We start from the raw sequence: 24329 nt of genomic DNA on the forward strand, positions 1-24329 counted from the left end.
ATATATAATTAAAGATATTAGAGGAGAGAAAGATATGGAAAAAGTTATTAAAAAAGATTTTAGTTTAGGTGAAGTAGTTACTATTTATCCAGCAGTAGTTAAAAGATTTAATGATATGGAATTAGATTATTGCTGCGGAGGAACAATAACTTTAGAAAATGCTCTTAAAGAAAAGGGGATAGACATTGATCAATTTCTTATAGAGTTAAATAATGAATTCAAAGAGTTTAAATTTGAAAATTCTAAGTATGTAGATTGGAGAGAAGAGTCTTCAGAAAATTTGATAAAACATATAGTAGAAACTCATCATGAAACTACATTTAATTTATTAAAAGAAATAGACCCATTAATGGTCAAAATACTTAGAGTACATTTTTCTCATGAGCCAGAACTTTTAATAAAGATTCACAAGCTTTTTGGTCAATTAAAATGTGAATTAGAGGAACATTTAGTTAAAGAGGAAAAAGTTTTATTCCCTTTAATGTTGAAATACGATCAAATAAAAGATGAAAGAGAAAAGTTGGAGATTGAAGAAGAGATAAGGATGATTGTTTCTGAACATGAAGCAGCAGGAGATATTTTGAAGGAGTTAGCAGAAATAACTAATGATTATAAGGCTCCAGAATGGGCTTGCTTTACTTACAGATTAGTGTATGAAAAATTACATGATCTAGAAAAAGATTTATTCATACATATTCATAAAGAGAATAGTATATTATTTCCTAGATACTAGAGGAAGATGTTAATCGGTATATATATTTGTAAGTGTTACTATTAGTTAGTGATGTATTATTTGCTTTTTATAAGGCTCTGTTTTAATAAGGTGTTGGTTTTTAAGTTATATTAGAAATCAATATTGGTTTAAAACAGAGCCTTATTATATAATTGATATAGCTAAATAATTAGGAGGGACTGAGGTTATGTGTAATACATGCAATTGTGCATCAAAGAATGGACTTTGTGCTAGAAATATATTAATTTTTTCTTCATTATCTGATGATGAATTACTTAAAATAGTGAATATGACAGAACACAAAAATATTGAAGAAAACGATGTTCTTTGTAGAGAAGGTGAAGAATCAGATAAACTTTTTTTGATTAGAGAGGGAAAAGTTAAAATTTGTAAGCTAACAAAGGATGGAAAAGAACAAATTGTATACATATTATCTAAGGGGGATTTCTTTGGAGAAAACAATGTTTTTGTTGAGAATACTCTTAGTAACTTTTCAGCATATGCATTAACAGAAGGAAAAGTATGTATTCTTAATAAAAAAGATTTAGATGAGATTCTTTTAAATAATCCTAAAATATCAATAAAGATAATTCAAGAAATGGCTAAAAGAATAACTTCAGCAGAGAATTTGGCTCAGAATTTAGCAACAAAAGATGTTGAAGTTAGAGTTGCTACAATGTTAGTAGAGTTTATGTATAAGTATGGACATGAAAATGAAGAGGGGGTAAAAATATTATTGCCACTCAATAGAGAACAGATGGCTAATTACTGTGGACTAACGAGAGAAACTGTAAGTAGAAAACTTTCTAAGTTTGATAAATTAGGAGTAATTGAATTAAAGGGTAATAAAATTATTTTTGTAAAAGATAAAGAGTATTTATTAAATTTAGCAGAATAAAATAGAAATTAAAATTAAAAATCAACTTTGAATAAATTATTTATAAAAAACTAGTAAATCCAGTATTGGATTTACTAGTTTTTTTTACGAAAAATTAAAAGCAAATTAGTTTTTAAAACTAAATACAAAAATATTTATATATAAGTATTTAATTATTATATTTATAAAATGATAATATTTCACTTATGCATATATTGGAGTTATCATAAAGTTGTAAGATAACTGAAGTCAAGGAGGACACAAAATGAATTTAAAAAAAAGTTTAAATAAATTAGAAAATTATCCAATAGGAATATGTGGAACAGTGCTTGCTTTTATGACAATAAGTAACGCATGGCAAGGCTTTGGAGTTGAATTTTTAAAACCAATATCAGTAGCTGTAGCGATTATAGCATTAACATTAATGGGAATAAGAACTATAATGTTTCCAAAAAAAATAGTTGAAGAAATTAAACATCCTGTTTTAGGAAGTTTTTATCCAACAATAGATATGGCATTATTTTTAATAGCATCAACAATGGTTGATTTTTTACCAAACTTAGCAGAGGGTATATGGATATTTGCAGTTATATTTCACTTTTCAATATTTTTAATATTTTTCACTATAAGAATTAAAGAACATAGATTTAAAGATATGATACCAAGTTGGTTTGTTGTCTGGATTGGAATGGTAGTTGGAACAGTAGCAAGTCCTGGAATGGGACATGAGGGAGTAGCAAGATTTCTTTTCTACTTTGGAGTATTTTTCTATATAGTAACTTGGCCAATAATGGTTTATAGAATGTTTTGGCATAAAGATAAAGTAGAAGATCATAAAATGCCAACTATAGGTATTATGGCAGCACCAGCAAGTCTTTGTATTGCAGGATATTTAACAATAACAAATACACCTAATATGTTTCTTTTAGGATTTTTAGCAGTAACTTCATTTTTCAACTTAGGATTAGTTTATACTTATATTATAGGATTTATTAAAAAGGGATTTGTACCAACATATGCAGCATTAACATTCCCACTTGCAATAAGTGTAGTAGCAGCTATGAAAATGAGTGCTTTATTTTCAGAATATAGTGTACTAAGTAATATATTAAGATTAGTTGCACAAGTTGAAATTTTTATAGCTACAGGAGTTATATTCTATGTGTTATACAATTTCTTAAATCTATTTGTAAAAGCAATAAGTCCAGAAGTTGAAAGAGAAATGGAATTAGTTGAAGCTGGTTTAGGAGTAGTAAATAAAGAATATTAATAAAATAAATAGTTAGAGGATATATCAAAGGTTAATAATAAGTTTTCAAATATATTTCAAGGAAGCATGTTTGAAATTTTTATTAAAGACTATTTTGATATATCCTTATTTTTATATAATGCTATATTTTAAACTAATATTTATATATGTGTGTATTAAGTTAATTTTAATATTTATGGTGTATAATTAGGAAAGGCAGTTTAATATTTAAGTTAGGAGATAGATTATGTCTGAAATATTTTATGAAGATAAAAGTAATTTGTTTAGTAAGTTTAATATAGATTGTAGAGAGTGTTTTGGGTTTTGTTGTGTAGCTTTATATTTTTCAAAATGCGATGGTTTTCCAGTAGATAAAGTTGCAGGTAAGCCATGTGTTAATTTAAATAAAGATTTTACTTGTAAAATACATAAAAGTTTAAGAGAAAAAGGACTCAAAGGATGCACTTCTTATGATTGCTTTGGTGCAGGGCAAAAGGTTGCTAAAGAAACATATAAGGGAGAAAGCTGGATTGAATCTAAGGGACTATCTCAGGAAATATTTGATTCATTTTTAGTAATGAGACAACTATATGAAATGCTTTGGTATCTTACAGAGGCTTATACTATGGAAGAAAGTATTAGTATAAGGAAAGATATTAAATGTATAATTGATGAGACAGAAGAGCTTACTGGTTTAGAAGCTAGTGATTTATTAAATTTAGATGTAGAAAAACATAGAGAGAGAGTTAATCTAGTATTAAGAAAAGTAAGTAACTTAGTTATCAAAAAGTATAATACAACTAATAAAAATATAAGTAAGAATCTTATTGGAAAAAATCTTAAAAAAAGCAATTTAAGAGGGGCTGATTTAAGAGGGTCTTTACTTATTGCGGCAGATTTAGGTGGATGTGATTTAAGTGGAACAAACTTTCAAGCAGCTGATATGAGAGATGTAAATCTTAAGGGAGCAGATTTAAGTAAGTCAGTATTTCTTACTCAGTCACAAATAAATACAGCAATAGGTGATAATAAGACAAAGTTACCACCTCAATTAAAGAGACCACCATATTGGGAAAAGTAGATTTATATTTTTATATAGTGATGATATAATAAAATTAAAATATATTATAGTAGAAATTTTGATTTTATTTACAGAAGATTTATTATAAAGGAGAACATAGATATGAAAGAATTACATATAAAACATATTACAGAAGAAGAGTTTAAGGAAAAATTCAAAGTAGATAAATTAGAGAATCTTGCTCATCATGAAATCAGTGAATTAAAAGAGCTTGCTAAAAAAGCTGAAGGTGAGTATTATTACCTAGTTACTGATTTATTATTTGAAGATCCGAGTGCTGATTATGATGAAGAAGATTTATCAGATGAAGAGGTTAAAACTATTAGTGAGTTAAATGATAAATTTAGAGATTCTTTAATAGAATTGAGAGAATTCTTATGTCATAATAATGGGTCATTAGATTCAGAAAAGGCTAAAGAACTTCAAATATCAATGAATCAAAATATAAAAGATGCCAAAGAAATATTAACTAAACATAATATTTATGATAAAGAAGATTTAAAGAAAATGAGTAACAAATTCTTTATGCCAGATTTTTTAAATGGAGTATTTGGAGATGAAGAATATAACATTGAAAATGAAGTGGATTGTGGATTATAAAAGTAAAATACGTCTTTAAAACGATATAAATTTTAAGTTTATTGAATTCAAAAAGCTATATCACCTAAGGGAGATATAGCTTTTAGTTTTATTATATTAAATTGTACCTAATATAAATTTTGAAAAGTTATAAATTAAATTATATTTTTTATTTTACTAACTTATTTAATATAGGAATATGTTTTTCAAGTGAAAAATATATTCTTTTAACAGTTTTACTTAAGAATTTGACATAGAGTATATTTAAGATAATTACAATTACAAATGAAGCAAGGACATGTTGGGGATAATGATGGCCTACATATACTCTAGGGAAGCCTATTAATAGGGATAAAATAATGCCTATTATTCCAATAAGTTTATTAATAGTGTTCCAAAAGTTCATATGTATTTCTCCTTAGTTGATTTCTTATTTTGATTGTTTAAATATTTTTAAAAAGATGTTAATTTTTATTTAAAGTTTCCGAAAATTATCCGGATTTAATAAATAGATTCAATTTTAGTCTTTGAAAGAATTTTTATTATATGGTGCAGAATAAAATATAGATAAAATACATTAAAGTTTATTTATATATAGACAAAATATAAAAATATCTATATTATAATAGTAAGAAGATATTGGGTTATTAAAATAGAGTCTAAAGTGAAAATAATAAAGGAGTTGAGAATTATGAATGATAATAAAGAATTGTTCTGGAGTGCTAATATTGAAGAAGTAAAAAGGGGGTACATTGAACTAGAGGAATCATTTAAATGTATAATTTGTGAGGAAGAGTTTATTAAGGGGAGAATCTATGATATAGATTCTGTGCTTTATGATGCCAAAAAGGCTACAATGATTCATATAAAAGAAAAGCATGGTTCAACATTAGAATATCTTTTAGGAATGAACACTTCATTTACAGGAATATCAGAAGTACAAAGAGAATTATTAATACTTATTGCATCAGGATTAAGTGATAAAGAGATAGCAAGCAAGCTAGGGGTGGCTCAATCAACAATAAGAAATCATAGATATAAATTAAGAGAGAAAGAAAAACAGGCAAGACTTTTTATTGCCATGATGGAATTACTATCATCAAATACAAGGAAAAATATAACTATATTAGAAAAAGAGTCATTATGTGATGCGCACAAGACAGCCACAACTTTAGATGATAGATATAATATTACAGATAAAGAGAAAGAAAGTGTAATTAAAATTTATATGGATGAAAGTGGAGCAATAAAAACATTTCCTTCAAAAGAGAAGAAAAAGATAATAATACTTAGTCAAGTAGTTAAAAATTTTTCAAAGGGTAAAAAGTATTCAGAAAAAGAAATAAATAGGATTTTGAAAAGAATATATGATGATTATGCAAGATTAAGAAGAGCTTTGATAGAATATGGATTCTTAAATCGTTCTAATGATTGTAGTAGTTATTGGGTAAAAGAATAATAAAAATATGCCAAGTTAAGTATGAATATCAGTTTATTTATGCTTAACTTATTTTTTTTACTTTCTTTAAGCTAATGTTGAGTTTAGTTAGGCTTTCAGAGATACTTTATTTCAAGAAGCGTTTCTAGTAACTCTTAAAGTATAAATAGAATTTGTGGGGCAATTTAAATTATCTTAAAAAAAGTTGTTATTTTTTTAACTTATTTTGTCGAAATATATTGCAATTTGTATTTGCTTTGTGATATATTGTTTTTAGAAAGTTAGTTGTACATACAAATATAATTTTGAAAAACTTAGAGATTTGCAGTGTAAACAATTAATTTTGAGATAAATTACTAGTGATTTATATTTTAGGAAATATTTTTTTTGCATGTGAATGATAAAAAATAAACAAACAATTCAGGGAAAATTAAATTAACTTAATCTTTAAGGATTTTTTATATAAAGATTTTATATAAAATTAAAAAGGAAAGAAGAGGAGTATTATGGCACAAAGGAATATAGTAGAAAAAGAAAAACTTATACCAAAAAGTGATAGATTAACACCAAAAGATTATTTAAATAAGGTGTTAGCAGGAACAGCTACAGGAATAGTTGTTGGATTAATTCCAAATGCAATTTTAGGATCAATTTTTAAAGGATTAATAGATGTATCACCTATATTTGCTACGCTATATAATGCTGTAAATATAATGCAATTTATAGTTCCAGTACTTATAGGATGTTTAGTTGCTTTACAGTTTAACTTAAATGCAATGCAATCAGTTATAGTAGGAGCTGCAGTATTCTTAGGTTCAGGAGCATTTAAAGTTACTGAAGTAGGGGTGCAATTAGTTGGTATAGGAGACTTAATAAATATAATGTTAGTTTCTTGTATAGCAGTACTTGTTATTAGATTAATAGGAAATAAATTAGGTTCTTTAACAATATTATTATTACCAATAATAGCTGGAGCTGGCGTTGGATTTATTGGAATGCTTATGCTACCATATGTTAGACAAATTACAGTAGTAATCGGAGATTTATTAAATAACTTTACAACTTTACAGCCATTATTAATGTGTATTTTAATTAGTATTTCATTCTCAATTTTAATTATTTCACCAATTTCAACTGTTGCAATAGGTATAGCTATTGGAATAACTGGATTAGGAGCAGGAGCAGCTGCTATAGGTGTTACAGCTTGTACAGCAGTATTAGTTATTGGATCAATTAGAGTAAACAAAAGTGGGGTTACTTTATCAGTATTATTAGGAGCTATGAAAATGATGATGCCAAACTTGGTAAAGTATCCAATAATAGCAGTACCAATAGTATTAAATGGTATTATAAGTGGATTAGGAGCATATTTCTTCAATATGCTAGGAACTGCAAATAGTGCTGGTTTTGGAATAGTTGGTTTAGTAGGACCACTAGCTGCTATGAATAGTGCAGCATCTATTATAAGCGTAATAATGGCATTCTTTGTAATTCCATTTGTTGGAGCTTTTGCAGTAGATTTTGTTTGTAGAAAAGTTCTACATTTATATGATGAAAATATCTTTAAATATATTTAATGTACTATATGATAAAAAAGGAGAGTTGATTTAAATGAAAATAACAATTGTTGGAGCAGGAGCTATGGGCTCACGTTTTGGATATATGTTACATGAAGCAGGTAATACTGTTCAGTTAGTGGATGGATGGAAAGCTCATGTTGATGCTATTAATGAAAAAGGATTAGCAATCGAAGAAAATGGACAAGTTAAGTATGTAAAAATACCAGCTATGTTACCTCAAGAGGCTAAAGAAGTACCGGAATTAATGATATTATTTACTAAATCAATGGGTTTAGAGTCAATGTTAAAATCTGTTAAACATATAATTGGAGAACATACAAGAGTATTATGTTTATTAAATGGATTAGGACATGATGAAACTCTTGAAAAATATATAGATAGAAAAAATATTCTTATGGGTGTAACCTTATGGACAGCCGGATTAGCAGGTCCTGGACATGCTGTGTTAACTGGTGACGGAAGTCTAGAAGTACAAAATTTAGATCCAAAAATGAATGTTGAAGCAAGAGAAATATGTGATATATTAAGTGAAGCTGGATTAAAAGCTCATTATAGTGAGGATGTAATATTCTCAATATGGAGAAAAGCTTGTGTTAATGGAACATTAAATAGTACTTGTACAATATTAGATTGTAATATAAAAGAGTTCGGAGAATTAAAAGAAGCTTCAGAACTTATACGTAGCATAATAAAAGAATTTGCAAGTATAGCTGAAAAATATAATGTTACATTAAATGTTGAAGAGGTTGCAAGAGGAATAGAAAAGATATATGATCCAAGTCAAGCAGGAGAGCATTACCCATCAATGCACCAAGACTTAATTCAAAATCATCGTCTTACAGAGATTGACTATATAAATGGATATGTATCTAGAAAGGGTAAGGAGTTTAACATAAGCACACCTTATAATGATTTACTTACTACTTTTGTACATGCTAAAGAACAATTACTAATAAAATAATTAGTGTGAATTGAAAAGGGATGTATCAGAATAATTTATTAATGAAGCGGACAGATATATTAGGAGAATTGATTTATATTTTCTTAATAATCTTTAGAAGGTTTATTATTAAGTTTTGATACCATCCCTTTTTGTTTTATATTTTTGCATATAGTGGGTTTGGTTATGGCTATATTCTGTTTTCGTGTAAAAATGTGGAATAGATTTTGTTGCAAAATTTAATTTTAATCTTTAATATAATATATATAGGAAAAGTAAGGGATTTAATAAATAGTTTTACAAAGAACAGGACGGAGGATTATTATGCTTGAACAAAATTTCTGTGAATGTTTGTTTTTTACTGCTACTAGATTAAAGAAAATAGCAGCACAAATAGCTGAGGAAGAATTAAGACCATTAGGAATGTCACCTACATATATTTATATACTTCTTGGAGTAAAATTTAAACCAGGAATAACTCAAAAGGAATTATGCGAGGAACTCCATTTAAAGCCTTCAACAATTACGAGATTAATTGATAAATTGGTTATAAAGGGACTAGTTGAAAGAAGAATGATAGGTAAGATGTCGCATATACATTTAACTGAAAAAGGTGAAGAAATACAAGAAGATATCCAAAAATACAGGGTTAAACTACATGATAGATATAAAGAAATATTAGGTTTAGAAGAATATAATTTGTTAATTAAACTTACAAATGATTCTGCTAGAGTTTTAGAGAGTATTTAATATAATTCTATAAATATATGGTATAAAGAGGAGGAGTTTTTTTATGATGGAACCTGCTAATAATGCATAGCAAATGGCTATTGCATTTTTAATAAAGACTTAGTTTAAAATAAAATTAACTTTAAAACATAGTCTACGGAAAGAACTTTTAGTTTAATGATATAATAGTAAAACATATCAGATAATATACTAATTATTAAAGTGTCTTGTTAAATAAATAATAGCCTTTGCTAACCTAAATAATTAAGTTTTTATATATTTAGGAGGGGCATTAAGTATGTGCTATATTGCAGCAAAGGAAGTATTACCAAAGGAAGTTATTGAGTTAATTCAGAAATATGTGGATGGAGAATATATTTATATCCCCAGGAAAGAGTGTAATAGACAAGAATGGGGAAGTAAAACATCTGCTCGTGAAGAAATTAAATTGAGAAATGAGAGTATTTATAAGGAATATTTAAATGGAGTTAATAGACAAGAACTTTCAGAAAAGTATTTCTTATCTAGAAAAAGTATAGATAGAATAATATTGAATGAAAAATCTAAATAGTTTAATTGAGCCAAGCTAAAATTATGTAGTTTGGCTCATATTTTTTTATGAAGAGTTTTATAGGTTTAATATATTAGTAAAAGACATTAATATTATTAATATAAGATAAAGAAAAGGGTGAGAAAAGTTTGAGTACTAAAAAAGAACTGAAATTTATATTAAAGAATTGGGATTTAGATAAGTCACTAGATATTATGGAAGAGAATATAGAGTATAAAACTGATAGAGAAAAACACATATGGGGTATAGGTGAAAAATATATATTGAAAATGAATAGAAATGAAGAACAGATTAAGAAAAATATTAATATATCAACATCACTTTTAGAAGAAAATATTCCAGTACAAAGAGTTGTTACAACAAAATATGGGGAATTATATTTTTCATTAGATAAAAAGTATTATGTACTATTTAATAAGCTTCAGGGAGATGCTCTTAAGGACTACTTTGAAGGTGATTATTTAAAAAGAGCTGCTTACTTAGGAGAATGTTTAGCAGAACTTCATAAAGGTTTATTCAATTTAAGTAAAGAAGTAAATTTAAGCAAAGAAATAATGGATGGGAATATTATTGAGGAATTAAATGGATGGGTCAAATGTGAAATAGACTTATATTTAGATAATTGTGATTTAAGTGAATGTGAAAAATTAGAATTTATTAATAGTATTGAGGGGACAATTAAAAACTTTTCAACTATATATAATGAATTACCTAGACAACTTATTCATAGAGATTTTCATGGTGAAAATATGATTTTTGAGAATGAAAAATTAGTTGGATACATAGACTTTGATTTAACTCAGATAAATGCAAGAATATTTGATCTATGTTATTTATGTACAGGGGCTTTAGCCACAATATTTAATGATGAAGAAAAAAGAGAAAAATGGATAGAGTTTTCAAAGAGCTTTATTAAAGGGTATGATATAAAACTTTCACTAAATGAAAGTGAGAAATTAAGCTTAAAGAATATGATGTTATCTATAGAACTTATAATGATTGCTTTCTTTGCAAAAGAGGGATATAGAGATATAGCATTTTCAAATATTAAAATGTTTAATTGGATAAATGAAAGTTGGAATTATAAATAAGTAGAAGATTGCTAAGTTAGAGTAAAATCTAGTTTAGCAATTTTTTTATAAATTTTGTTATTTAAGTTTTAAAAGTGTATATTAAAATTAATGGCTTAAATTGAAAGGTAAGTAGGAGAAGATATGAGTTATACAGAAGAGAAAATAAAGAAATTAATAAGTAAACATATTAATTTAAACAATGACATTATAATTAATTCTATAGGGAACCATCATATAGGAAGACATTTAGTTTATAGGATTGATAATGGTAAGGATAAGTTTGTTTTTAAGAGTTACTATAGAAATGATAAGAGAGAAAGAGAACTCAATTCTCTAAAAATTCTAAGCGATTGTAGGACTAGGGTACCTATAATAAAAGATTTTGGAGAGTATAACAATAAGCAATGGATTTTGATGGATTATATAGAAGGAGAAGTTTTTGAAAATATATATTTAACTTTAAATAAGGAAAACATATTAAGGTTATTTTATGAACTTGGAGAAGCTCTAGGCAAAATTCATTCATATAAAACTTTTGATTATGCACTAAATTGGAATAAAAGTATTGGAATAAATGATTTTAAAGAATATAAAATTAAGAAGTTTGAGGAAAGAGTGATTGAAATTTATGAACAGAAGTCACCCTATAAGGAATTGTTAATTAAAGGAATTAAGATAGTTAGAAAAAATTATAATAGTTTATTTCAAAAAGAAAACTTTAGGTTAACACACAATGACTTTGATGGAAGAAATGTATTGGTTAAAAATGAAAATGGAGTTTATAGTATTCAAGCTATAATAGATTTTGAACAGAGTTATCCAGATGATTATTGTAATGATTTGGCTAATTTATATTTTAAGTATTTTAATGGAAATAAAGATTATGAAAAAGAATTTTTAAAAGGATATAATAGGTATATAGGAGTTGATAAAGGGTTCTATAAGTTGTTGGATAAGTATTTAATTCTTATGGTTATAGAGCATTGTAGTTGGTCCTATGAGAGGGCTAATGATTATTATATGGAGAATATTGAGTTCTTAGAGAAGCTATTAAATACATACAAAAATTAAATAGATAATTAACTATAGATCTCTTATCAAGAGGGTCTTTAATATATATTTAGAAATCAACCATGGTCTAAAACAGAGCCTAAAATTGAAATTAAGCCTTTTTAAAATTAGGAGGAGAAATGAATTTAAGTTTTCAGTTCAGAGGAGAAATTGTAGAATTTCAACTTATTAGAAGCAAAAGAAAAACTATGAGTATAGAAGTTTTGCAAAATGGGGTAGTTAAGGTTAGGGCACCAATAGGAATTGATAAAGATAGAATCATTGATCAAGTTATTAAAAAGGGAGATTGGATAATAGCAAAGAGAGATGGAGCTAAGGAGAGGTTTTCTAATAAACCTATTAGAGATTTTAAGAATGGTGAAAAGTTTCTGTATTTAGGAAAAGAATACAGTTTTAAGGTAATCATAGACAATAGAATTAAGAAAATAAGGGTAAGTATAATTGAAGATGAGATTATAATTGAAAGCTATACTAAAGAGGTTAATAAGATAAAGAAGGCTTTGGAATTATGGTATAGGGATATGGCTATTAAGAAAATAAGAGAAAGAGTAAGTTATTACGAAAAGTATTATTCTATGAAGCCAAGAAGTATTAAGGTTAAAGAACAAAAAAGAAGATGGGGTAGTTGCACATATTATAATGACTTGCTTTTCAATTGGAAGATTATAATGGCTCCAGTTGAGGTGATTGACTATGTTGTTGTTCATGAAATGACTCATATGATACATAAAAATCATTCTAAAGATTATTGGAATGAAGTTTCTAGAATTATGCCTAATTATAAGATTAGAAGCAATTGGCTTAAAGAGAATGGAATAAAACTTGATATAGAAAGTTAGGGTGAAGATATTATGAAAAAAACATTATATGATTATGAGGAAGTTATAAGAAAGCTTCCATTAGAAGATAAATATACAAAAGATGAGATACTAACAGAGGACTTTTTAATTGATAGGGAAGGTAATGTTGAAATTTATTATGCACCACATAATGAATTTATAAACCCTAAGGCTAAGGTCTTTATAGTTGGAATAACACCTGGATTTAATCAGATGAGCACAGCTTTAGCCACTGCAAGAAAGGGCTTTGAAAATAATGATCCAATAGAAAAGATACAATATGACTGTAAAGTTGCAGGTAGATTCAGTGGAAGTTTAAGAAAAAATATGATTGAAATGTTAGATGAGGTTGAACTTAATAAAGTCTTAGGCGTAGAAAGTTGTAGTGAACTATTTGGAGAGAAAGATTCATTATTACATACAACTGCTCTAATACCTTATCCTGTATTTGTTAAGAAAGCTAACTATACTGGACATACTCCTAAACTTATGAAAAGTGAGTTTTTAATGAAGTATGTTTATGAAAATTTTGTTGAGGAGCTTAAGAGCTTAGAGGATTTTGAGAATATACTATTGATTCCTTTAGGAAAGGCTGTTGAAGAGGTTTTAGATAAGCTTCAAGACGATGGATTAATAAATGAGAAGCAGATTCTTAAAGGATTTCCACATCCTTCTGGAGCTAACGTAAATAGAATTCCTCAATTAAATGCTAATAAAGAAAATTTAGAAAGTCATATAAAAAGTTTTTTTATTAAGACTGTATTTTAAGTGAAAATTTATTTCTATCTATATCTTCAGACATAACTTAATATGGATATTATGATAAAATAATTTAGTGAGTTAAATAAAGTGAAAAGGAAGTATATTAATGAGTAAAAGCGTGAGAATGAGATACCCTAAATATCTTAAGGAGTTTAAGTGTATAGGGGGAGCCTGTGAAGATAGTTGTTGTATAGGTTGGGATGTTGATATTGATAAGATTACTTTTGAGCAATATGAAGGTGTTCAAGAAAGTGAAATGAAAAACATTCTTGAAAGTAATCTTATTAAAAATAAAAGATGCCAATGTGATGAAATAGATTTTGCTAAGGTTAAGTTAGGAGATAATAAAAGATGTCCTTTCTTAAAAAGCGATAATTATTGCATTATTCATTCTAATTTAGGAGAAGAGTATCTTTCAAATGTTTGTACATCTTTTCCTAGAGTACTTAATAAAATAGATGGAATATATGAAATGTCACTTGCAGTAGCTTGTCCTGAAGCAGCTAGAATATTTTTACTTAAAGAGGATGGATTAACTTTCTCAGAAAGTGATGAGGTTTTAGGAAAGCATATAGTTTCAAGTGAGGTAAATACTGAACTTGGAAAGGAACAATGGCTTCCAGTTGAGTTTTTAAAAGAGATAAGAGAAGTAAGTATAAACATAATAAAAAACAGAAAGTTTTCTTTAAGCAGAAGATTATACATATTAGGTGAGTTCATAAGTGGATTAGAAGATGAATATGAAAATAATCCTGAAAAGGCATTAGAGTATATAAATGAGTATGATATAAATTCAGTTCAAGAAGATTACTTTGAAAATCCATTAAACTATGCAATTCAAGTTGATTTCTTTAAAAAGATATTTACTATGCTTAGAGTAGAAAAAGATATAGATAGTGAAAGATTTAAGGAATATTCAAGAGAAGTTGTAGATGGATTTAGCTTAAATGAAGAAGGTTACCTACAAAAGAATGTTCAGAGATTTGTAAAAGCTTTTGAAGAATATGAAGAAAAGTTCTTAGAGCCTAACAGCTATATATTCGAAAACTTCTTAGTTAACTTCATATATAGCAACTTATTCCCATTCTGCGAAATAGAATCAATATTTGATAGTTATATAATGTTACTTATAAGATATACATTTATGAGATTTTACTTAGTTGGAATGTATTTAAATAATGAAGAGAGTGAAGGAAATATATCTCTTTCAAAAGAAGAAGTCGTAAGATTTGTACAATGTTTTGCTAAGGTAGTAGAGCATCATAAGACTTATTTAGTAGATCTTTTAAATTATATAAAGCAGCATGACTACAATAATTTAGAGTTTGTAAAAACTTTGTTAGCTAAGTAAGAAATATTATTTTATAATTATGGAATAGTAATGGTATAATTATTTATAGAGTAAATGTATTTATTTAAAGGTGGGATTTGTTTGAAGTTATTAAAGGATTTAAATATAAATAAAATGAATAATTTAATAGCATTGTCTGTTTTTGGAAGTTATGAAACTGAATATTGGATTAAAGGTAAAAGTGATATAGATATTTTAGTCCTTATAGAAAAAAGAGATAGTGTAATGGATGAGTTTGATTTAGAGGATGAATTAGAACCAGTTTTAAAAGAGTACTTTGAATATGATAAAATACATTTAACATTTATAAATATGAGAGATTTTGATAGTATTTTTGCTAGACAATACATAGATAGTGAAGATAAATTAATAATAGATGAGTTTAAGGAAATAGATTTCAGATTATATGTTAATAAATTTATTAGAGAAAATGATAATTTAATAAAGAAGATAGATAGAGATAATAAATTAGTGGAGGAATATAATGGCGGCAGCATATTATAAATATAAGAAGGAAAGCTTAAATTTAAAATTTAATAGTGCAAAAGAGACATTGATTCTTATGCAAGGAGCTATTAAAGAATATAAAAACACTGAATCTATTTATATAAAGAGAGCTATTATAGGATATTTTCAAGATTTTTCTGAGTATATTATTGATATGGCTGAAACATACTTGGTTATGTCAGGAAACTACATAGATGGTTATTCTGGAGTTGAACTTATAAAGAAATCTAGCTTATATGGATTTATTGATAATGACTTAAGTAGGTTTTTATCAACTGCTATAAAACTTAGAAATAGATATACTCATGATTATTATAAAAGAGAGCGTGTTGAAGAGGATATTTTAGACTTTGCTATAAATAGAATGGAGTTATTAGAAATATTTCTTAAAGTAACAGAAGAAAAAGTAAAATTAGAGGCTAATAGTATTTAGTGGGAGTTATAAGAGTGAATCAGAACTTTAAAACCAAGTTCTAATTCACTCTTTTTGTTTATAGTTGAGTATAAAAGGCAATAATTATTTTTGATAAGATTTTGTAATTTTCAAATTTAAAATTAGTGGTAAAATAAGGAATATAAATGTGGGAGGGTAATATGCTATGAAAAGAAAAAATGGAGTAACTGTTGCATTTTTAGCTGTTGGAACAGTTTTAACTTTATCGTCTATCATGATTGCTAAGAAGGAGATTAGTGATTATAAAAATATAGGAACTAATGTTACTTATAATGAAAATATTAAAGCGCCTATTGAAGATTTAGTAAGCAAATTTATATCTTTTGATTTCGCTAAAGAGCCTGTAAATTGTGAAGAAATAATTTGTAATAAGGATGTTGCAGATAAGTATAATTCCGTTTTTAATTCTACAGTTAAATATAATTTGAATAGTGAATTGTTAATGTCAAATATAGATATAAAGAATATCGTGAAAGAGCCAGATGATGAATATAAAGTAGAATTTCATAGAGAATTTGAAATAAAATTTGATAAAGAGGACGATACTATATCTGCTGGAAGTGATGAATATACTGCTTATGTGGTTGAAAAGGATGGAAAGTTTTATATAGATAGAATTCTTAATGATGTTCCTTTAAATCAATTTAAAGATAATGAGGGGAGATTAGCTAAGTTATTTAAGTCTGAGGAAGAGTTATTTAATGAAGCTATGAATGCTGAGATAAAAGCTAGAAAAGATTATGATGATTACTTAAAAAGTTTATAATGATTTGAATTTGTGAAAAAGCTGTATCAAAGCTTAATAATAAAATTTAGTTTGGTACAGCTTTTTTGCGTATATTTATAATTAATCTTTAAAATTAAGTAAATTAATTTCATATGGGCATTATTTTAAATTTTGATATGATAAGATGTTTGTATGTATAAAATTAACAATTGGTATATAGAACGTAGGGGGATATGAAGTTGAACATTTTAGTTGTTGAAGACAATGTAGATATAAATAATCTTATATGTAGAATACTGCAAAATGAGGGGTATTCTGTTAGAGGTGCATACTCAGGTTCGGAAGGAATTATGTGTATAGAACAATTTGAGTATGATCTTTTAATTTTAGATTTAATGTTACCTGGAGTTACTGGGGAAGAGATAATAGAAAAGGTTAGAGAGAATAGTGTTGTTCCCATAATAATTATTTCTGCTAAGGAAGGGGTAGATAGTAGAATCAATGTTCTTAAATTAGGGGCAGATGATTTTATAAGTAAACCCTTTGAAAATGAAGAGGTGCTTGCAAGAGTAGAAGCACAGCTTAGGAGATACAAGAGATTTTCAAAAAATGATAGCAGAAAAACTAAATTTGAGTTTAAAAATATTATATTGGATACAGAATCTAGACAAGCTTTTATAAATAAAAAGGAATTAGGATTAACAGGCAGAGAATTTTCAATATTAGAGCTTTTAATATCAAACCCTAATAAAGTATTCACAAGAGCAAATCTATTTGAATCAGTATGGAACAATGAATTCTTAGGTGATGATAACACTGTAAATGTACATGTAAGTAATTTAAGGACTAAATTATCAAAAGCAGATAAAGATTCAGAATATATAAAAACAATATGGGGAATAGGTTTTAAATTAGCTGAATAAAGTAACTACTTAAATTTTAATAGAGTCTTAATAAATATTTTAGTTTATAGATAACGCGTAAAGAACGTATTAATGAACAATTAGTATTTCATTATATACGTAAAAATAATAGCGTTAAGAAGCTGAGATTGTTTGAACGAAGTGAGTTTCGAAGCTTTAGCTATTATTTTGGAGTAGATGATAGAAATACTTTGTGAAATTAATCAGTTCTTGAAGCTTAGCTATAAACTAAAATATCTTAAGAGCTTTAAATAAAATCTTAAGACTTTCTTAACTTTTGATTTATGGTATCTTATAAAGTTCCTTATAGAATAAGAGTATAAGATATCAGGAGGGAAATTTAAATGAGAGATTTAGTTTTAAAAACACATGGTATAACTAAAAAGTATGGGAAGCAACTTTCAAATGATAATATAGATATTACTGTTAAAAAAGGTGACATCTATGGATTAATAGGGAAAAATGGAGCTGGTAAGACAACATTAATTAGAATAATTACAGGGCTAGCTCATAAAACAAGTGGGGATATGGAGCTATTTGGAAGAAATGGTGAAAGAGAATTAAATGATGCAAGAACTATGATTGGAAGTTTAATAGAGTCTCCAAGTTTTTATCCTAATATGACAGCTAGAGAGAATCTTGAGATTTCTAGAATAGTTAGGAATATAGCTGGAAAAGAAACCATTGATGAGGTATTAAAATTAGTAGGGCTAGATGATACTGGTAAGAAAAAAGTTAAGAATTTTTCTTTAGGTATGAAACAGAGACTTGGAATAGCAAATGCCTTACTTGGCAATCCAAAGTTACTTATATTGGACGAACCTATAAATGGATTAGACCCAATGGGAATAGTTGAGGTAAGAGAACTTTTAAAGAAATTAAATAGAGAAAAAGATATGACAATAATAATATCAAGTCATATATTAGGAGAGCTTTCAGAACTTGCAACTCGTTATGGAATAATGAGTGAAGGAAAACTTATAGAAGAGCTTTCAGAGGAAGCTTTAAATGAAAAGTGTAGACAAAATATAGAACTTAAGGTTGATGATAAGGATAGAGCCGTTACATTACTTGAAAAAGAAATGGGAATTAAAAATTACAAGGTGCTAGAAAACAACATCATAAAAATATTTAACAACTTAGATCAGGTTGGATTAATAAACTCAACACTTTCAATGAATGGGGTAGTTGTTGAGAGCATTGGCTTAAAAGGTGAAAGTTTAGAAGAATATTTTATGACACTTGTTGGAGGTACTAAGTAATGAATAGATTGATTAAAGCAGAATTATTGAAATTAACAAAGAACAAGGTTTTTAGAGTTTTATGTGGAGCGTGTATTATACTAGCGTTCATGAGTATATTTGCAGCATCGGATATAATGACTGGTATTATGGAAGAAGCTATGTCAGCTATGAGTGATGAGCAACAAGCTCAAATGATTGAGCAGTTAGCTATGGCAAATAATGAAGTGGTTGTTACGGGGAGAATAGGATTTAGTTTGCCAAAAAGCAATAGCCCAATAGATATTTATTATGTATCTTTTGGAGTAGGGGTAATTGAAATATTAATAGGAATATTAGTAGGTGGATTCTTAGCTAAAGAATATACAGAAGGAACTATGAAGAATATACTTGCTTATGGAAAGAGTAGAAATAAATTTTACTTATCTAAGTTTCTAGCAATGGTAATTGGTGTAGTTATATTTACATTAATATTAACCTTAGTAGCTTTTCTTGGAACAGGTATTATGAATGGATTTTCAGGAATTGAGTTATCTCAAATTGGGGGAATGGTAGTAACATTTTTAAGTTCAGTTATGGCTAGTGCAGCTGTTATATCATTAATGATGATAATAGGCACCTTAGTTAAAGGTAATGGAGCAACAATAGGTATATCAGTAGTTTTATTTGTACTTGTACCAACTATAATAGGAGTATTCTATGGAACAAATTCAACTTTTGATGCTATATATGAGATGACTCCATATTATAATAATGCTTTAGCAATATCACAAAATGCAGAAATAAGTGATATATTAAGGTCTATGGGAGTTTCAATAGTTACTATTTTATCAGGACTTTTTATAGGTTCAAGAATATTTAATAAACAAGATATAAAATAGAGAATAGATTTTACAAGGCTTTATGAAAATAACTTAAATGTCTATATAAAACTAAATAGGACTATATAAAAATATAATGAGAGTTATTTTATATAGTCTGTTTAGTTAATAGGTATAAATTTTTAAGTGTTTTACATAATGCCTTATTGTTATTTAGGAGAGAGTTATGATTTTAAATATTCTTTTAATTCTTATAATTGTATTTTTAGTCATGCATATTATAAGAATGAAATTAGAAATAAAAAATATATCAAAGCAAATAAAAGAGTGGCATGGTGAAAATATTAATATAAGAACTAATGACATAGAAAATTGTATTGAGGAACTTGTAAAGGATATAAATAGTATTTATGATGAAAATCAAATGGTTAAAGCGGAAAATAGAAGAATGGACGAAGAGTTAAGACGAAGTATATCAAATATGAGCCATGATTTAAGAACACCTCTAACATCAATAAGTGGATATATTCAACTTATAAAAAGTGATAAGAGTAGCGAAGTGGAAAAGAAAGAATATCTGAATATTGTTGAGAAAAGAGCTAAAAGTCTTCAAAGGTTGATCACAAACTTTTATGATTTATCAAGACTTAATAGTAAGGATTATGTGTTTAATTTAAGATCTATAAATTTAAAGGATTTATTATATGAAAATATAGCAACTTACTATGGAAGCTTTATAAATAGTGGTGTTGAACCAGAAGTTATTATTGATGACAAGGTTAGTAATATAATTTCTGATGAAAATGCAGTAAATAGAGTATTCTCTAATTTAATAGGGAACATGATAAAACATGGTAGTACTTTTATAAGTATAACTTTGAGAGAAGAGGATGATGTAATAATAACTAAATTTACCAATTCAACTGAAAAAATAGATGAAATAGATATAGAAAAGATTTTTGAAAGATTTTATGTGAGTGAAAAATCAAGAACCAATAACAATACAGGATTGGGATTATCAATAACAAAAGCTTTTGTTGAAAATTTAGGACATAGAATAAGAACTTATAAGGAGTATGATAAAATAAGCATAGAGATACTTTGGAAAAAGAACCAAAGGCAACAATAAGGAGAAAGATAATATGAATGGGACAATAAGAGCTAATTTAAAACCAGGAATAAAAGTTAGAGGTGTACAAAAGCAGGATCAACGTTCAGGCAAATTGACTGAAGGAATAATAGAAAGAATACTTACAAAATCACCTAATCATCATCATGGAATAAAAGTTATGTTAGAAGGTGGAATTGTAGTAAGAGTAAAAGAAATACTTTAATTATTATTATAATAGTATATTATTTAATATATGTATTTAGAATTTATAAGGAGGTTATATTTTGAGAAAATATAAATATATAATTTGGGATATAGATGGTACACTTTTAGATACTATAGGGATAAATGTTAGGACATTACAAAGGATCGTATATGAAGAATTAGAAAAAGAGTTATCATTTAATGAATTAGTTAAATATATGGCGTTTCCAGGTAAGGTCACTTTAGAGAAGTTAGGTATAGGTGATATAAATAATGTTCATAAAAGATGGGTTAAATATGTAAATGAAGATAAGTTTGGTGCAATTCCTTATGAGGGGATTACAGAGGTTTTAGATAGTATTAAAGAGTTAGGATATGTACAAGCTGTAGCAAGTTCTAAAACTAAAGATCAGTATCAAATAGATATGGTCAAAAATGGATTCCATAAATATATGAAAGCTACTGTGCTTTTTGAAGATGTAGTAAATAGTAAACCTCATCCAGAACCAATTTTGAGAGCAATTGAAATTTTAGGGGCAAAGCCTTGTGAGTGTCTTTATATAGGTGATACATATTCAGATTATTTGTGTGCAAAAGAGGCTGGTACTGATTTTGCATTAGCTCTTTGGGGATGTGTTAATAAGGATGGTATAGAATGTATCAAAGAATTAGAAACGCCTATTGATTTAGTTAATATATTAGTGGTGTAATAAAAAGTTAAATTTCATTATGTTTACAAAAAATATATAAATTGATAATATTTAATTGAGATTTAATAGTTGGAGGATGAAATGAAGGTATACGAAAGAAAATTAAAGATTGAAATAATAACAGTTATAGTTACAATAGCTTATTTTTTTATGCTTAGAGATGATAATACTTTAGTGGAAAACATTATTATATTATCTTTGTTTACTACTTGGGTATTCTTTGCCTTTGCATATCATTTATGGGATCTAAAAAGGCGAAATTTAACTTTGAATAGGTGGTTTAAATCACTTTCAGAAAGATGTGGAAAAGGAAAGGTTAATGTTGGGCCTATATATAAATTGTTTAAATTTTCAGCAATAGCTTTTTCAGTTTTGATTATTTTATTATTAATCATGCTTATTGTAATTGGATTAAGTGGAAAAGTGAAAATAGAAGATTTAATTATTAATGCTGTTACTATGATTAGTTTTTGGATTGCTAGTTTAGAATGTATGTCATTTTTATTAGCGGCTATTTTAAGAGTAAATAAAAAAGTTAGTAAATCTAATCCGGTTTAATGATTTTTAGAATTAAATAATAGGTATTTAGGGCTTGTATCAAATTATATTTTATCATTAAATTTTGATACAAGCCCTTTATAATTTCATGAAAAGACTTGATATATATAGGTGAAAATGAGAAAAATGTTTATTATATATTATGATATAATTATATTAAGTTATAATATGTAAATTTGTAATTAACTATATAATAAATGTTATTTAATGATTGGAGATAATTTTTATTATATATTGGAGGAAATAATGAAAAGAGAATATTTCAAAATGAATACTTATAGATTAGTTCAACATCAAAAAGTTACTAAAAAAAATGAAAATAGATTAGATTTTAAATGGCAAGATAATTTAAATGAAATATCTATTAGGTGTATAGATTGTGAGGAAAATGAAAAATTAAAATATTCAATTGCAAGTATTAGAAAGCTCTTGAATCAATATGAAATAGTTTTTAATGGTACACAAGATGCTTTGTTTTTAGTTCAAATATTTGATGACGAGACTTTTAAATATATAAAAATTAATGATGCATATTTAGATTTATTTAATCTTAGCAGAGAGGATATTATAGATAAAAGTCCAAAAGAAATTTTTGGTGAAGAAGTTGGAGAAAGATTTGCGAACTACTATAAAGATTGTATAGAATCTGAAAAAGTATGTGTATTTGAAGATGAATTAAAAATAAATGATGTAAATAAATTTTCACTTACAAAGTTAACACCAGTTCTAGAAGAGGAACATGGAAAGTTTATAGTTGGGTCAAGAATTGATATTACAGAAAGAAAAGAGATGGAAAAAAAGTTAGATAGAATGGCTAATTATGATAAATTAACCAACATTCCTAATAGACGATTATTTTTTAAAAGCTTCAAAGAAATACTTAAAAAAAGTAAAAAGGAAAATAGCAATTTTGCAGTGTTGTTTTTAGATTTAGATTTTTTTAAGTCTATAAATGATAAATATGGACATGAAGCTGGTGATGTAGTTTTAGTTTGCACTGCAAAAAGAATAGGTGAATGCTTAAGAAAAAAAGATTTGTTTGCAAGATTAGGTGGAGATGAATTTGCAATAATATTAAATGATATTCATTCTAAAGAAGAGGTTATTGAAATTGTTGAACATATTCAAAAATTTATAAGAGAGGATATAATTTTAGGAGAAAAAAATTGTAATGTAGATTCATCTATAGGAATAACAATATATCCTAATGATGGAGAAAAGATTGAGCTTCTTATAAGAAATGCAGATACTGCTATGTATAGGGTTAAAAATAAACATAAAAGTGGATATAAATTTTTTAGTAGTATAGACTTATGTGACTTTAAAAGTAAGGATGGACATGTACATACGCATTATTGTCCACATGGAAGTGATGATAATATGGAAGAATATATAAAGGAAGGAATAAAGTGTGGATTAAGTGAAATAAGTTTTACAGAACACTTACCACTGCCTAAAAATTTCAAAGATCCATCTCCAATTAATGATAGTGCAATGAAATTTGAAAAATTAATTTTATATATAAATGAAGGTAAATCACTTAAGCTCAAATATTTAGATGAAATTCGCGTGAATGTTGGAGTTGAAGTTGATTATATAGAAGGATATGAAGAAGAAATAAAAAGTATTTTAAACAAATATGGGGCTTTACTAGATGATAGTATATTGTCAGTTCATATGATAAAAGGTAAAAAAGATAAGTACTATTGTATTGACTTTAGCATAGAAGAGTTTCAAAAGATTATAGATGATTTGGGGTCTATAGAAGAAGTGTATAATAAATATTATGATACATTAATAATGGCTTTAAATAGTGATTTAGGAGCGTATAAACCAAAAAGAATTGGACACTTTAATTTGGTAAGAAAATTTAACAAAAAGTTCCCTTATGATTATGAAAAGTTTATTCCTAAGATAAATGAGATATTAGATTTAATAAAGGAAAAGGGATATGAACTTGATTTTAATGTAGCAGGATTAAGAAAAGATGATTGTGAGGAACTATATATAGAAGGAAAGGTATTTGAACTAGCTATTGAAAAGGGAATACCAATGGTTTTAGGAAGTGATTCACATTCAGCTAAATATATAGAAACATTAAAAGAGTTTTTATAAATTATAGGTGAACATTAAGAATTGATTGAATAAAAACTTAGTAATAGGCTCTGTTTTAAACACTTACTTTAAAACAGAGCCTTAT

Annotated in this window: 27 protein-coding genes; 26 read left to right on the top strand and 1 reads right to left on the bottom strand. The window is 26.7% G+C overall.

What is annotated here, in order from left to right; translation table 11 throughout:
• Positions 1-34 precede the first annotated feature (34 nt).
• The 5 genes from ric to ACQZHJ_RS05305 all read left to right on the top strand — a co-directional run bounded on the left by ric (position 35) and on the right by ACQZHJ_RS05305 (position 4540).
• The gene (gene ric, locus ACQZHJ_RS05285; RefSeq protein ID WP_430484495.1) at positions 35-733 is read left to right on the top strand and encodes an iron-sulfur cluster repair di-iron protein; all 699 of its coding nucleotides are present in this window, start codon (positions 35-37) and stop codon (positions 731-733) included.
• A gap of 187 nt (positions 734-920) precedes the next feature.
• Positions 921-1631 carry a Crp/Fnr family transcriptional regulator gene (locus tag ACQZHJ_RS05290; protein WP_430484496.1) on the top strand — a complete coding sequence of 237 codons (711 nt, stop codon included), beginning with the start codon at positions 921-923 and terminating at the stop codon, positions 1629-1631.
• A gap of 244 nt (positions 1632-1875) precedes the next feature.
• The gene (locus ACQZHJ_RS05295) at positions 1876-2880 is read left to right on the top strand and encodes a TDT family transporter (RefSeq protein WP_430484497.1); all 1005 of its coding nucleotides are present in this window, start codon (positions 1876-1878) and stop codon (positions 2878-2880) included.
• A gap of 235 nt (positions 2881-3115) precedes the next feature.
• Positions 3116-3940, top strand: a complete 825-nt coding sequence (locus ACQZHJ_RS05300) for a pentapeptide repeat-containing protein (protein ID WP_430486865.1) — start codon at positions 3116-3118, stop codon at positions 3938-3940.
• Positions 3941-4042: 102 nt separating this feature from the next.
• Positions 4043-4540, top strand: coding sequence for a hypothetical protein (locus ACQZHJ_RS05305; protein WP_430484498.1), 498 nt, complete (start codon positions 4043-4045; stop codon positions 4538-4540).
• A gap of 148 nt (positions 4541-4688) precedes the next feature.
• Here the strand turns inward: ACQZHJ_RS05305 and ACQZHJ_RS05310 are convergent, their stop codons facing one another.
• Positions 4689-4925, bottom strand: coding sequence for a phosphatase PAP2 family protein (locus ACQZHJ_RS05310; RefSeq protein ID WP_430484499.1), 237 nt, complete (start codon positions 4923-4925; stop codon positions 4689-4691).
• A 285-nt stretch (positions 4926-5210) separates the two neighbouring features.
• On the opposite strand from ACQZHJ_RS05310, the gene ACQZHJ_RS05315 reads away from it, so the two are divergent.
• The 21 genes from ACQZHJ_RS05315 (at position 5211) to hisJ (ending at position 24244) form a co-directional block, all read left to right on the top strand.
• On the top strand, positions 5211-5978 hold the full coding sequence (locus tag ACQZHJ_RS05315) for a DUF2087 domain-containing protein (protein ID WP_430484500.1): 768 nt from the start codon (positions 5211-5213) through the stop codon (positions 5976-5978).
• A gap of 485 nt (positions 5979-6463) precedes the next feature.
• Positions 6464-7534, top strand: coding sequence for a PTS sugar transporter subunit IIC (locus tag ACQZHJ_RS05320; RefSeq protein WP_430484501.1), 1071 nt, complete (start codon positions 6464-6466; stop codon positions 7532-7534).
• Between the two features lie 34 nt (positions 7535-7568).
• On the top strand, positions 7569-8498 hold the full coding sequence (locus tag ACQZHJ_RS05325) for a 2-dehydropantoate 2-reductase (protein WP_430484502.1): 930 nt from the start codon (positions 7569-7571) through the stop codon (positions 8496-8498).
• A gap of 303 nt (positions 8499-8801) precedes the next feature.
• Entirely contained in the window at positions 8802-9227 is a 426-nt protein-coding gene (locus tag ACQZHJ_RS05330; protein ID WP_430484503.1) for a MarR family winged helix-turn-helix transcriptional regulator, read from the top strand.
• 277 nt (positions 9228-9504) lie between these two features.
• Entirely contained in the window at positions 9505-9777 is a 273-nt protein-coding gene (locus ACQZHJ_RS05335; protein ID WP_430484504.1) for a CD3324 family protein, read from the top strand.
• A 128-nt stretch (positions 9778-9905) separates the two neighbouring features.
• Positions 9906-10868, top strand: coding sequence for a phosphotransferase enzyme family protein (locus ACQZHJ_RS05340; protein WP_430484505.1), 963 nt, complete (start codon positions 9906-9908; stop codon positions 10866-10868).
• Between the two features lie 123 nt (positions 10869-10991).
• Positions 10992-11921 carry a phosphotransferase family protein gene (locus ACQZHJ_RS05345; RefSeq protein ID WP_430484506.1) on the top strand — a complete coding sequence of 310 codons (930 nt, stop codon included), beginning with the start codon at positions 10992-10994 and terminating at the stop codon, positions 11919-11921.
• A gap of 119 nt (positions 11922-12040) precedes the next feature.
• Positions 12041-12760, top strand: coding sequence for a M48 family metallopeptidase (locus tag ACQZHJ_RS05350; RefSeq protein ID WP_430484507.1), 720 nt, complete (start codon positions 12041-12043; stop codon positions 12758-12760).
• A gap of 12 nt (positions 12761-12772) precedes the next feature.
• The gene (locus tag ACQZHJ_RS05355) at positions 12773-13528 is read left to right on the top strand and encodes a hypothetical protein (protein ID WP_430484508.1); all 756 of its coding nucleotides are present in this window, start codon (positions 12773-12775) and stop codon (positions 13526-13528) included.
• Positions 13529-13628: 100 nt separating this feature from the next.
• Entirely contained in the window at positions 13629-14873 is a 1245-nt protein-coding gene (fliB, locus tag ACQZHJ_RS05360) for a flagellin lysine-N-methylase (RefSeq protein ID WP_430484509.1), read from the top strand.
• 81 nt (positions 14874-14954) lie between these two features.
• Complete coding sequence (locus ACQZHJ_RS05365) at positions 14955-15377, top strand: nucleotidyltransferase domain-containing protein (RefSeq protein ID WP_430484510.1); 423 nt, start codon at positions 14955-14957, stop codon at positions 15375-15377.
• The gene (locus tag ACQZHJ_RS05370; protein ID WP_430484511.1) at positions 15358-15813 is read left to right on the top strand and encodes a hypothetical protein; all 456 of its coding nucleotides are present in this window, start codon (positions 15358-15360) and stop codon (positions 15811-15813) included. The genes ACQZHJ_RS05365 and ACQZHJ_RS05370 overlap by 20 nt, the downstream gene beginning before the upstream one ends.
• Before the next feature lie 166 nt (positions 15814-15979).
• Positions 15980-16600: a hypothetical protein gene (locus ACQZHJ_RS05375; RefSeq protein ID WP_430484512.1), complete on the top strand. Its 621-nt coding sequence runs from the start codon at positions 15980-15982 to the stop codon at positions 16598-16600.
• A 194-nt stretch (positions 16601-16794) separates the two neighbouring features.
• Positions 16795-17484 (top strand): response regulator transcription factor, encoded by a 690-nt coding sequence (locus ACQZHJ_RS05380; RefSeq protein ID WP_430484513.1) that lies wholly within the window; start codon positions 16795-16797, stop codon positions 17482-17484.
• A 344-nt stretch (positions 17485-17828) separates the two neighbouring features.
• Positions 17829-18746 (top strand): ABC transporter ATP-binding protein, encoded by a 918-nt coding sequence (locus tag ACQZHJ_RS05385; protein ID WP_430484514.1) that lies wholly within the window; start codon positions 17829-17831, stop codon positions 18744-18746.
• The gene (locus ACQZHJ_RS05390; protein WP_430484515.1) at positions 18746-19606 is read left to right on the top strand and encodes an ABC transporter permease; all 861 of its coding nucleotides are present in this window, start codon (positions 18746-18748) and stop codon (positions 19604-19606) included. The genes ACQZHJ_RS05385 and ACQZHJ_RS05390 overlap by 1 nt, the downstream gene beginning before the upstream one ends.
• Before the next feature lie 166 nt (positions 19607-19772).
• The gene (locus tag ACQZHJ_RS05395; protein ID WP_430484516.1) at positions 19773-20675 is read left to right on the top strand and encodes a sensor histidine kinase; all 903 of its coding nucleotides are present in this window, start codon (positions 19773-19775) and stop codon (positions 20673-20675) included.
• 13 nt (positions 20676-20688) lie between these two features.
• Positions 20689-20880 (top strand): YwbE family protein, encoded by a 192-nt coding sequence (locus ACQZHJ_RS05400; protein WP_430484517.1) that lies wholly within the window; start codon positions 20689-20691, stop codon positions 20878-20880.
• Positions 20881-20941: 61 nt separating this feature from the next.
• The gene (locus ACQZHJ_RS05405) at positions 20942-21571 is read left to right on the top strand and encodes an HAD family hydrolase (protein ID WP_430484518.1); all 630 of its coding nucleotides are present in this window, start codon (positions 20942-20944) and stop codon (positions 21569-21571) included.
• Positions 21572-21652: 81 nt separating this feature from the next.
• On the top strand, positions 21653-22129 hold the full coding sequence (locus ACQZHJ_RS05410; protein WP_430484519.1) for a hypothetical protein: 477 nt from the start codon (positions 21653-21655) through the stop codon (positions 22127-22129).
• Between the two features lie 246 nt (positions 22130-22375).
• A complete protein-coding gene (hisJ, locus tag ACQZHJ_RS05415) occupies positions 22376-24244 on the top strand; it encodes a histidinol-phosphatase HisJ (RefSeq protein ID WP_430484520.1) in 1869 nt (622 codons plus the stop codon).
• Positions 24245-24329 lie beyond the last annotated feature (85 nt).

Source organism: Clostridium sp. B9, from assembly GCF_050509515.1.
Classification (GTDB): Bacteria; Bacillota; Clostridia; order Clostridiales; family Clostridiaceae; genus Sarcina.

Coding starts and splice junctions, on each gene's coding strand:
- ACQZHJ_RS05395 (WP_430484516.1), top strand. CDS start 19,773: ATGATTTTAAATATTCTTTTAATTCTTATAATTGTATTTTTAGTCATG.
- ACQZHJ_RS05325 (WP_430484502.1), top strand. CDS start 7,569: ATGAAAATAACAATTGTTGGAGCAGGAGCTATGGGCTCACGTTTTGGA.
- ACQZHJ_RS05315 (WP_430484500.1), top strand. CDS start 5,211: ATGAATGATAATAAAGAATTGTTCTGGAGTGCTAATATTGAAGAAGTA.
- ACQZHJ_RS05290 (WP_430484496.1), top strand. CDS start 921: ATGTGTAATACATGCAATTGTGCATCAAAGAATGGACTTTGTGCTAGA.
- ACQZHJ_RS05355 (WP_430484508.1), top strand. CDS start 12,773: ATGAAAAAAACATTATATGATTATGAGGAAGTTATAAGAAAGCTTCCA.
- fliB (WP_430484509.1), top strand. CDS start 13,629: ATGAGTAAAAGCGTGAGAATGAGATACCCTAAATATCTTAAGGAGTTT.
- ACQZHJ_RS05400 (WP_430484517.1), top strand. CDS start 20,689: ATGAATGGGACAATAAGAGCTAATTTAAAACCAGGAATAAAAGTTAGA.
- ACQZHJ_RS05320 (WP_430484501.1), top strand. CDS start 6,464: ATGGCACAAAGGAATATAGTAGAAAAAGAAAAACTTATACCAAAAAGT.
- ACQZHJ_RS05380 (WP_430484513.1), top strand. CDS start 16,795: ATGAAGTTGAACATTTTAGTTGTTGAAGACAATGTAGATATAAATAAT.
- ACQZHJ_RS05335 (WP_430484504.1), top strand. CDS start 9,505: ATGTGCTATATTGCAGCAAAGGAAGTATTACCAAAGGAAGTTATTGAG.
- ACQZHJ_RS05305 (WP_430484498.1), top strand. CDS start 4,043: ATGAAAGAATTACATATAAAACATATTACAGAAGAAGAGTTTAAGGAA.
- ACQZHJ_RS05375 (WP_430484512.1), top strand. CDS start 15,980: ATGAAAAGAAAAAATGGAGTAACTGTTGCATTTTTAGCTGTTGGAACA.
- ACQZHJ_RS05330 (WP_430484503.1), top strand. CDS start 8,802: ATGCTTGAACAAAATTTCTGTGAATGTTTGTTTTTTACTGCTACTAGA.
- ACQZHJ_RS05370 (WP_430484511.1), top strand. CDS start 15,358: ATGGCGGCAGCATATTATAAATATAAGAAGGAAAGCTTAAATTTAAAA.
- ACQZHJ_RS05390 (WP_430484515.1), top strand. CDS start 18,746: ATGAATAGATTGATTAAAGCAGAATTATTGAAATTAACAAAGAACAAG.
- ACQZHJ_RS05385 (WP_430484514.1), top strand. CDS start 17,829: ATGAGAGATTTAGTTTTAAAAACACATGGTATAACTAAAAAGTATGGG.
- ACQZHJ_RS05345 (WP_430484506.1), top strand. CDS start 10,992: ATGAGTTATACAGAAGAGAAAATAAAGAAATTAATAAGTAAACATATT.
- ACQZHJ_RS05295 (WP_430484497.1), top strand. CDS start 1,876: ATGAATTTAAAAAAAAGTTTAAATAAATTAGAAAATTATCCAATAGGA.
- ACQZHJ_RS05350 (WP_430484507.1), top strand. CDS start 12,041: ATGAATTTAAGTTTTCAGTTCAGAGGAGAAATTGTAGAATTTCAACTT.
- ric (WP_430484495.1), top strand. CDS start 35: ATGGAAAAAGTTATTAAAAAAGATTTTAGTTTAGGTGAAGTAGTTACT.
- ACQZHJ_RS05410 (WP_430484519.1), top strand. CDS start 21,653: ATGAAGGTATACGAAAGAAAATTAAAGATTGAAATAATAACAGTTATA.
- hisJ (WP_430484520.1), top strand. CDS start 22,376: ATGAAAAGAGAATATTTCAAAATGAATACTTATAGATTAGTTCAACAT.
- ACQZHJ_RS05310 (WP_430484499.1), bottom strand. CDS start 4,925: ATGAACTTTTGGAACACTATTAATAAACTTATTGGAATAATAGGCATT.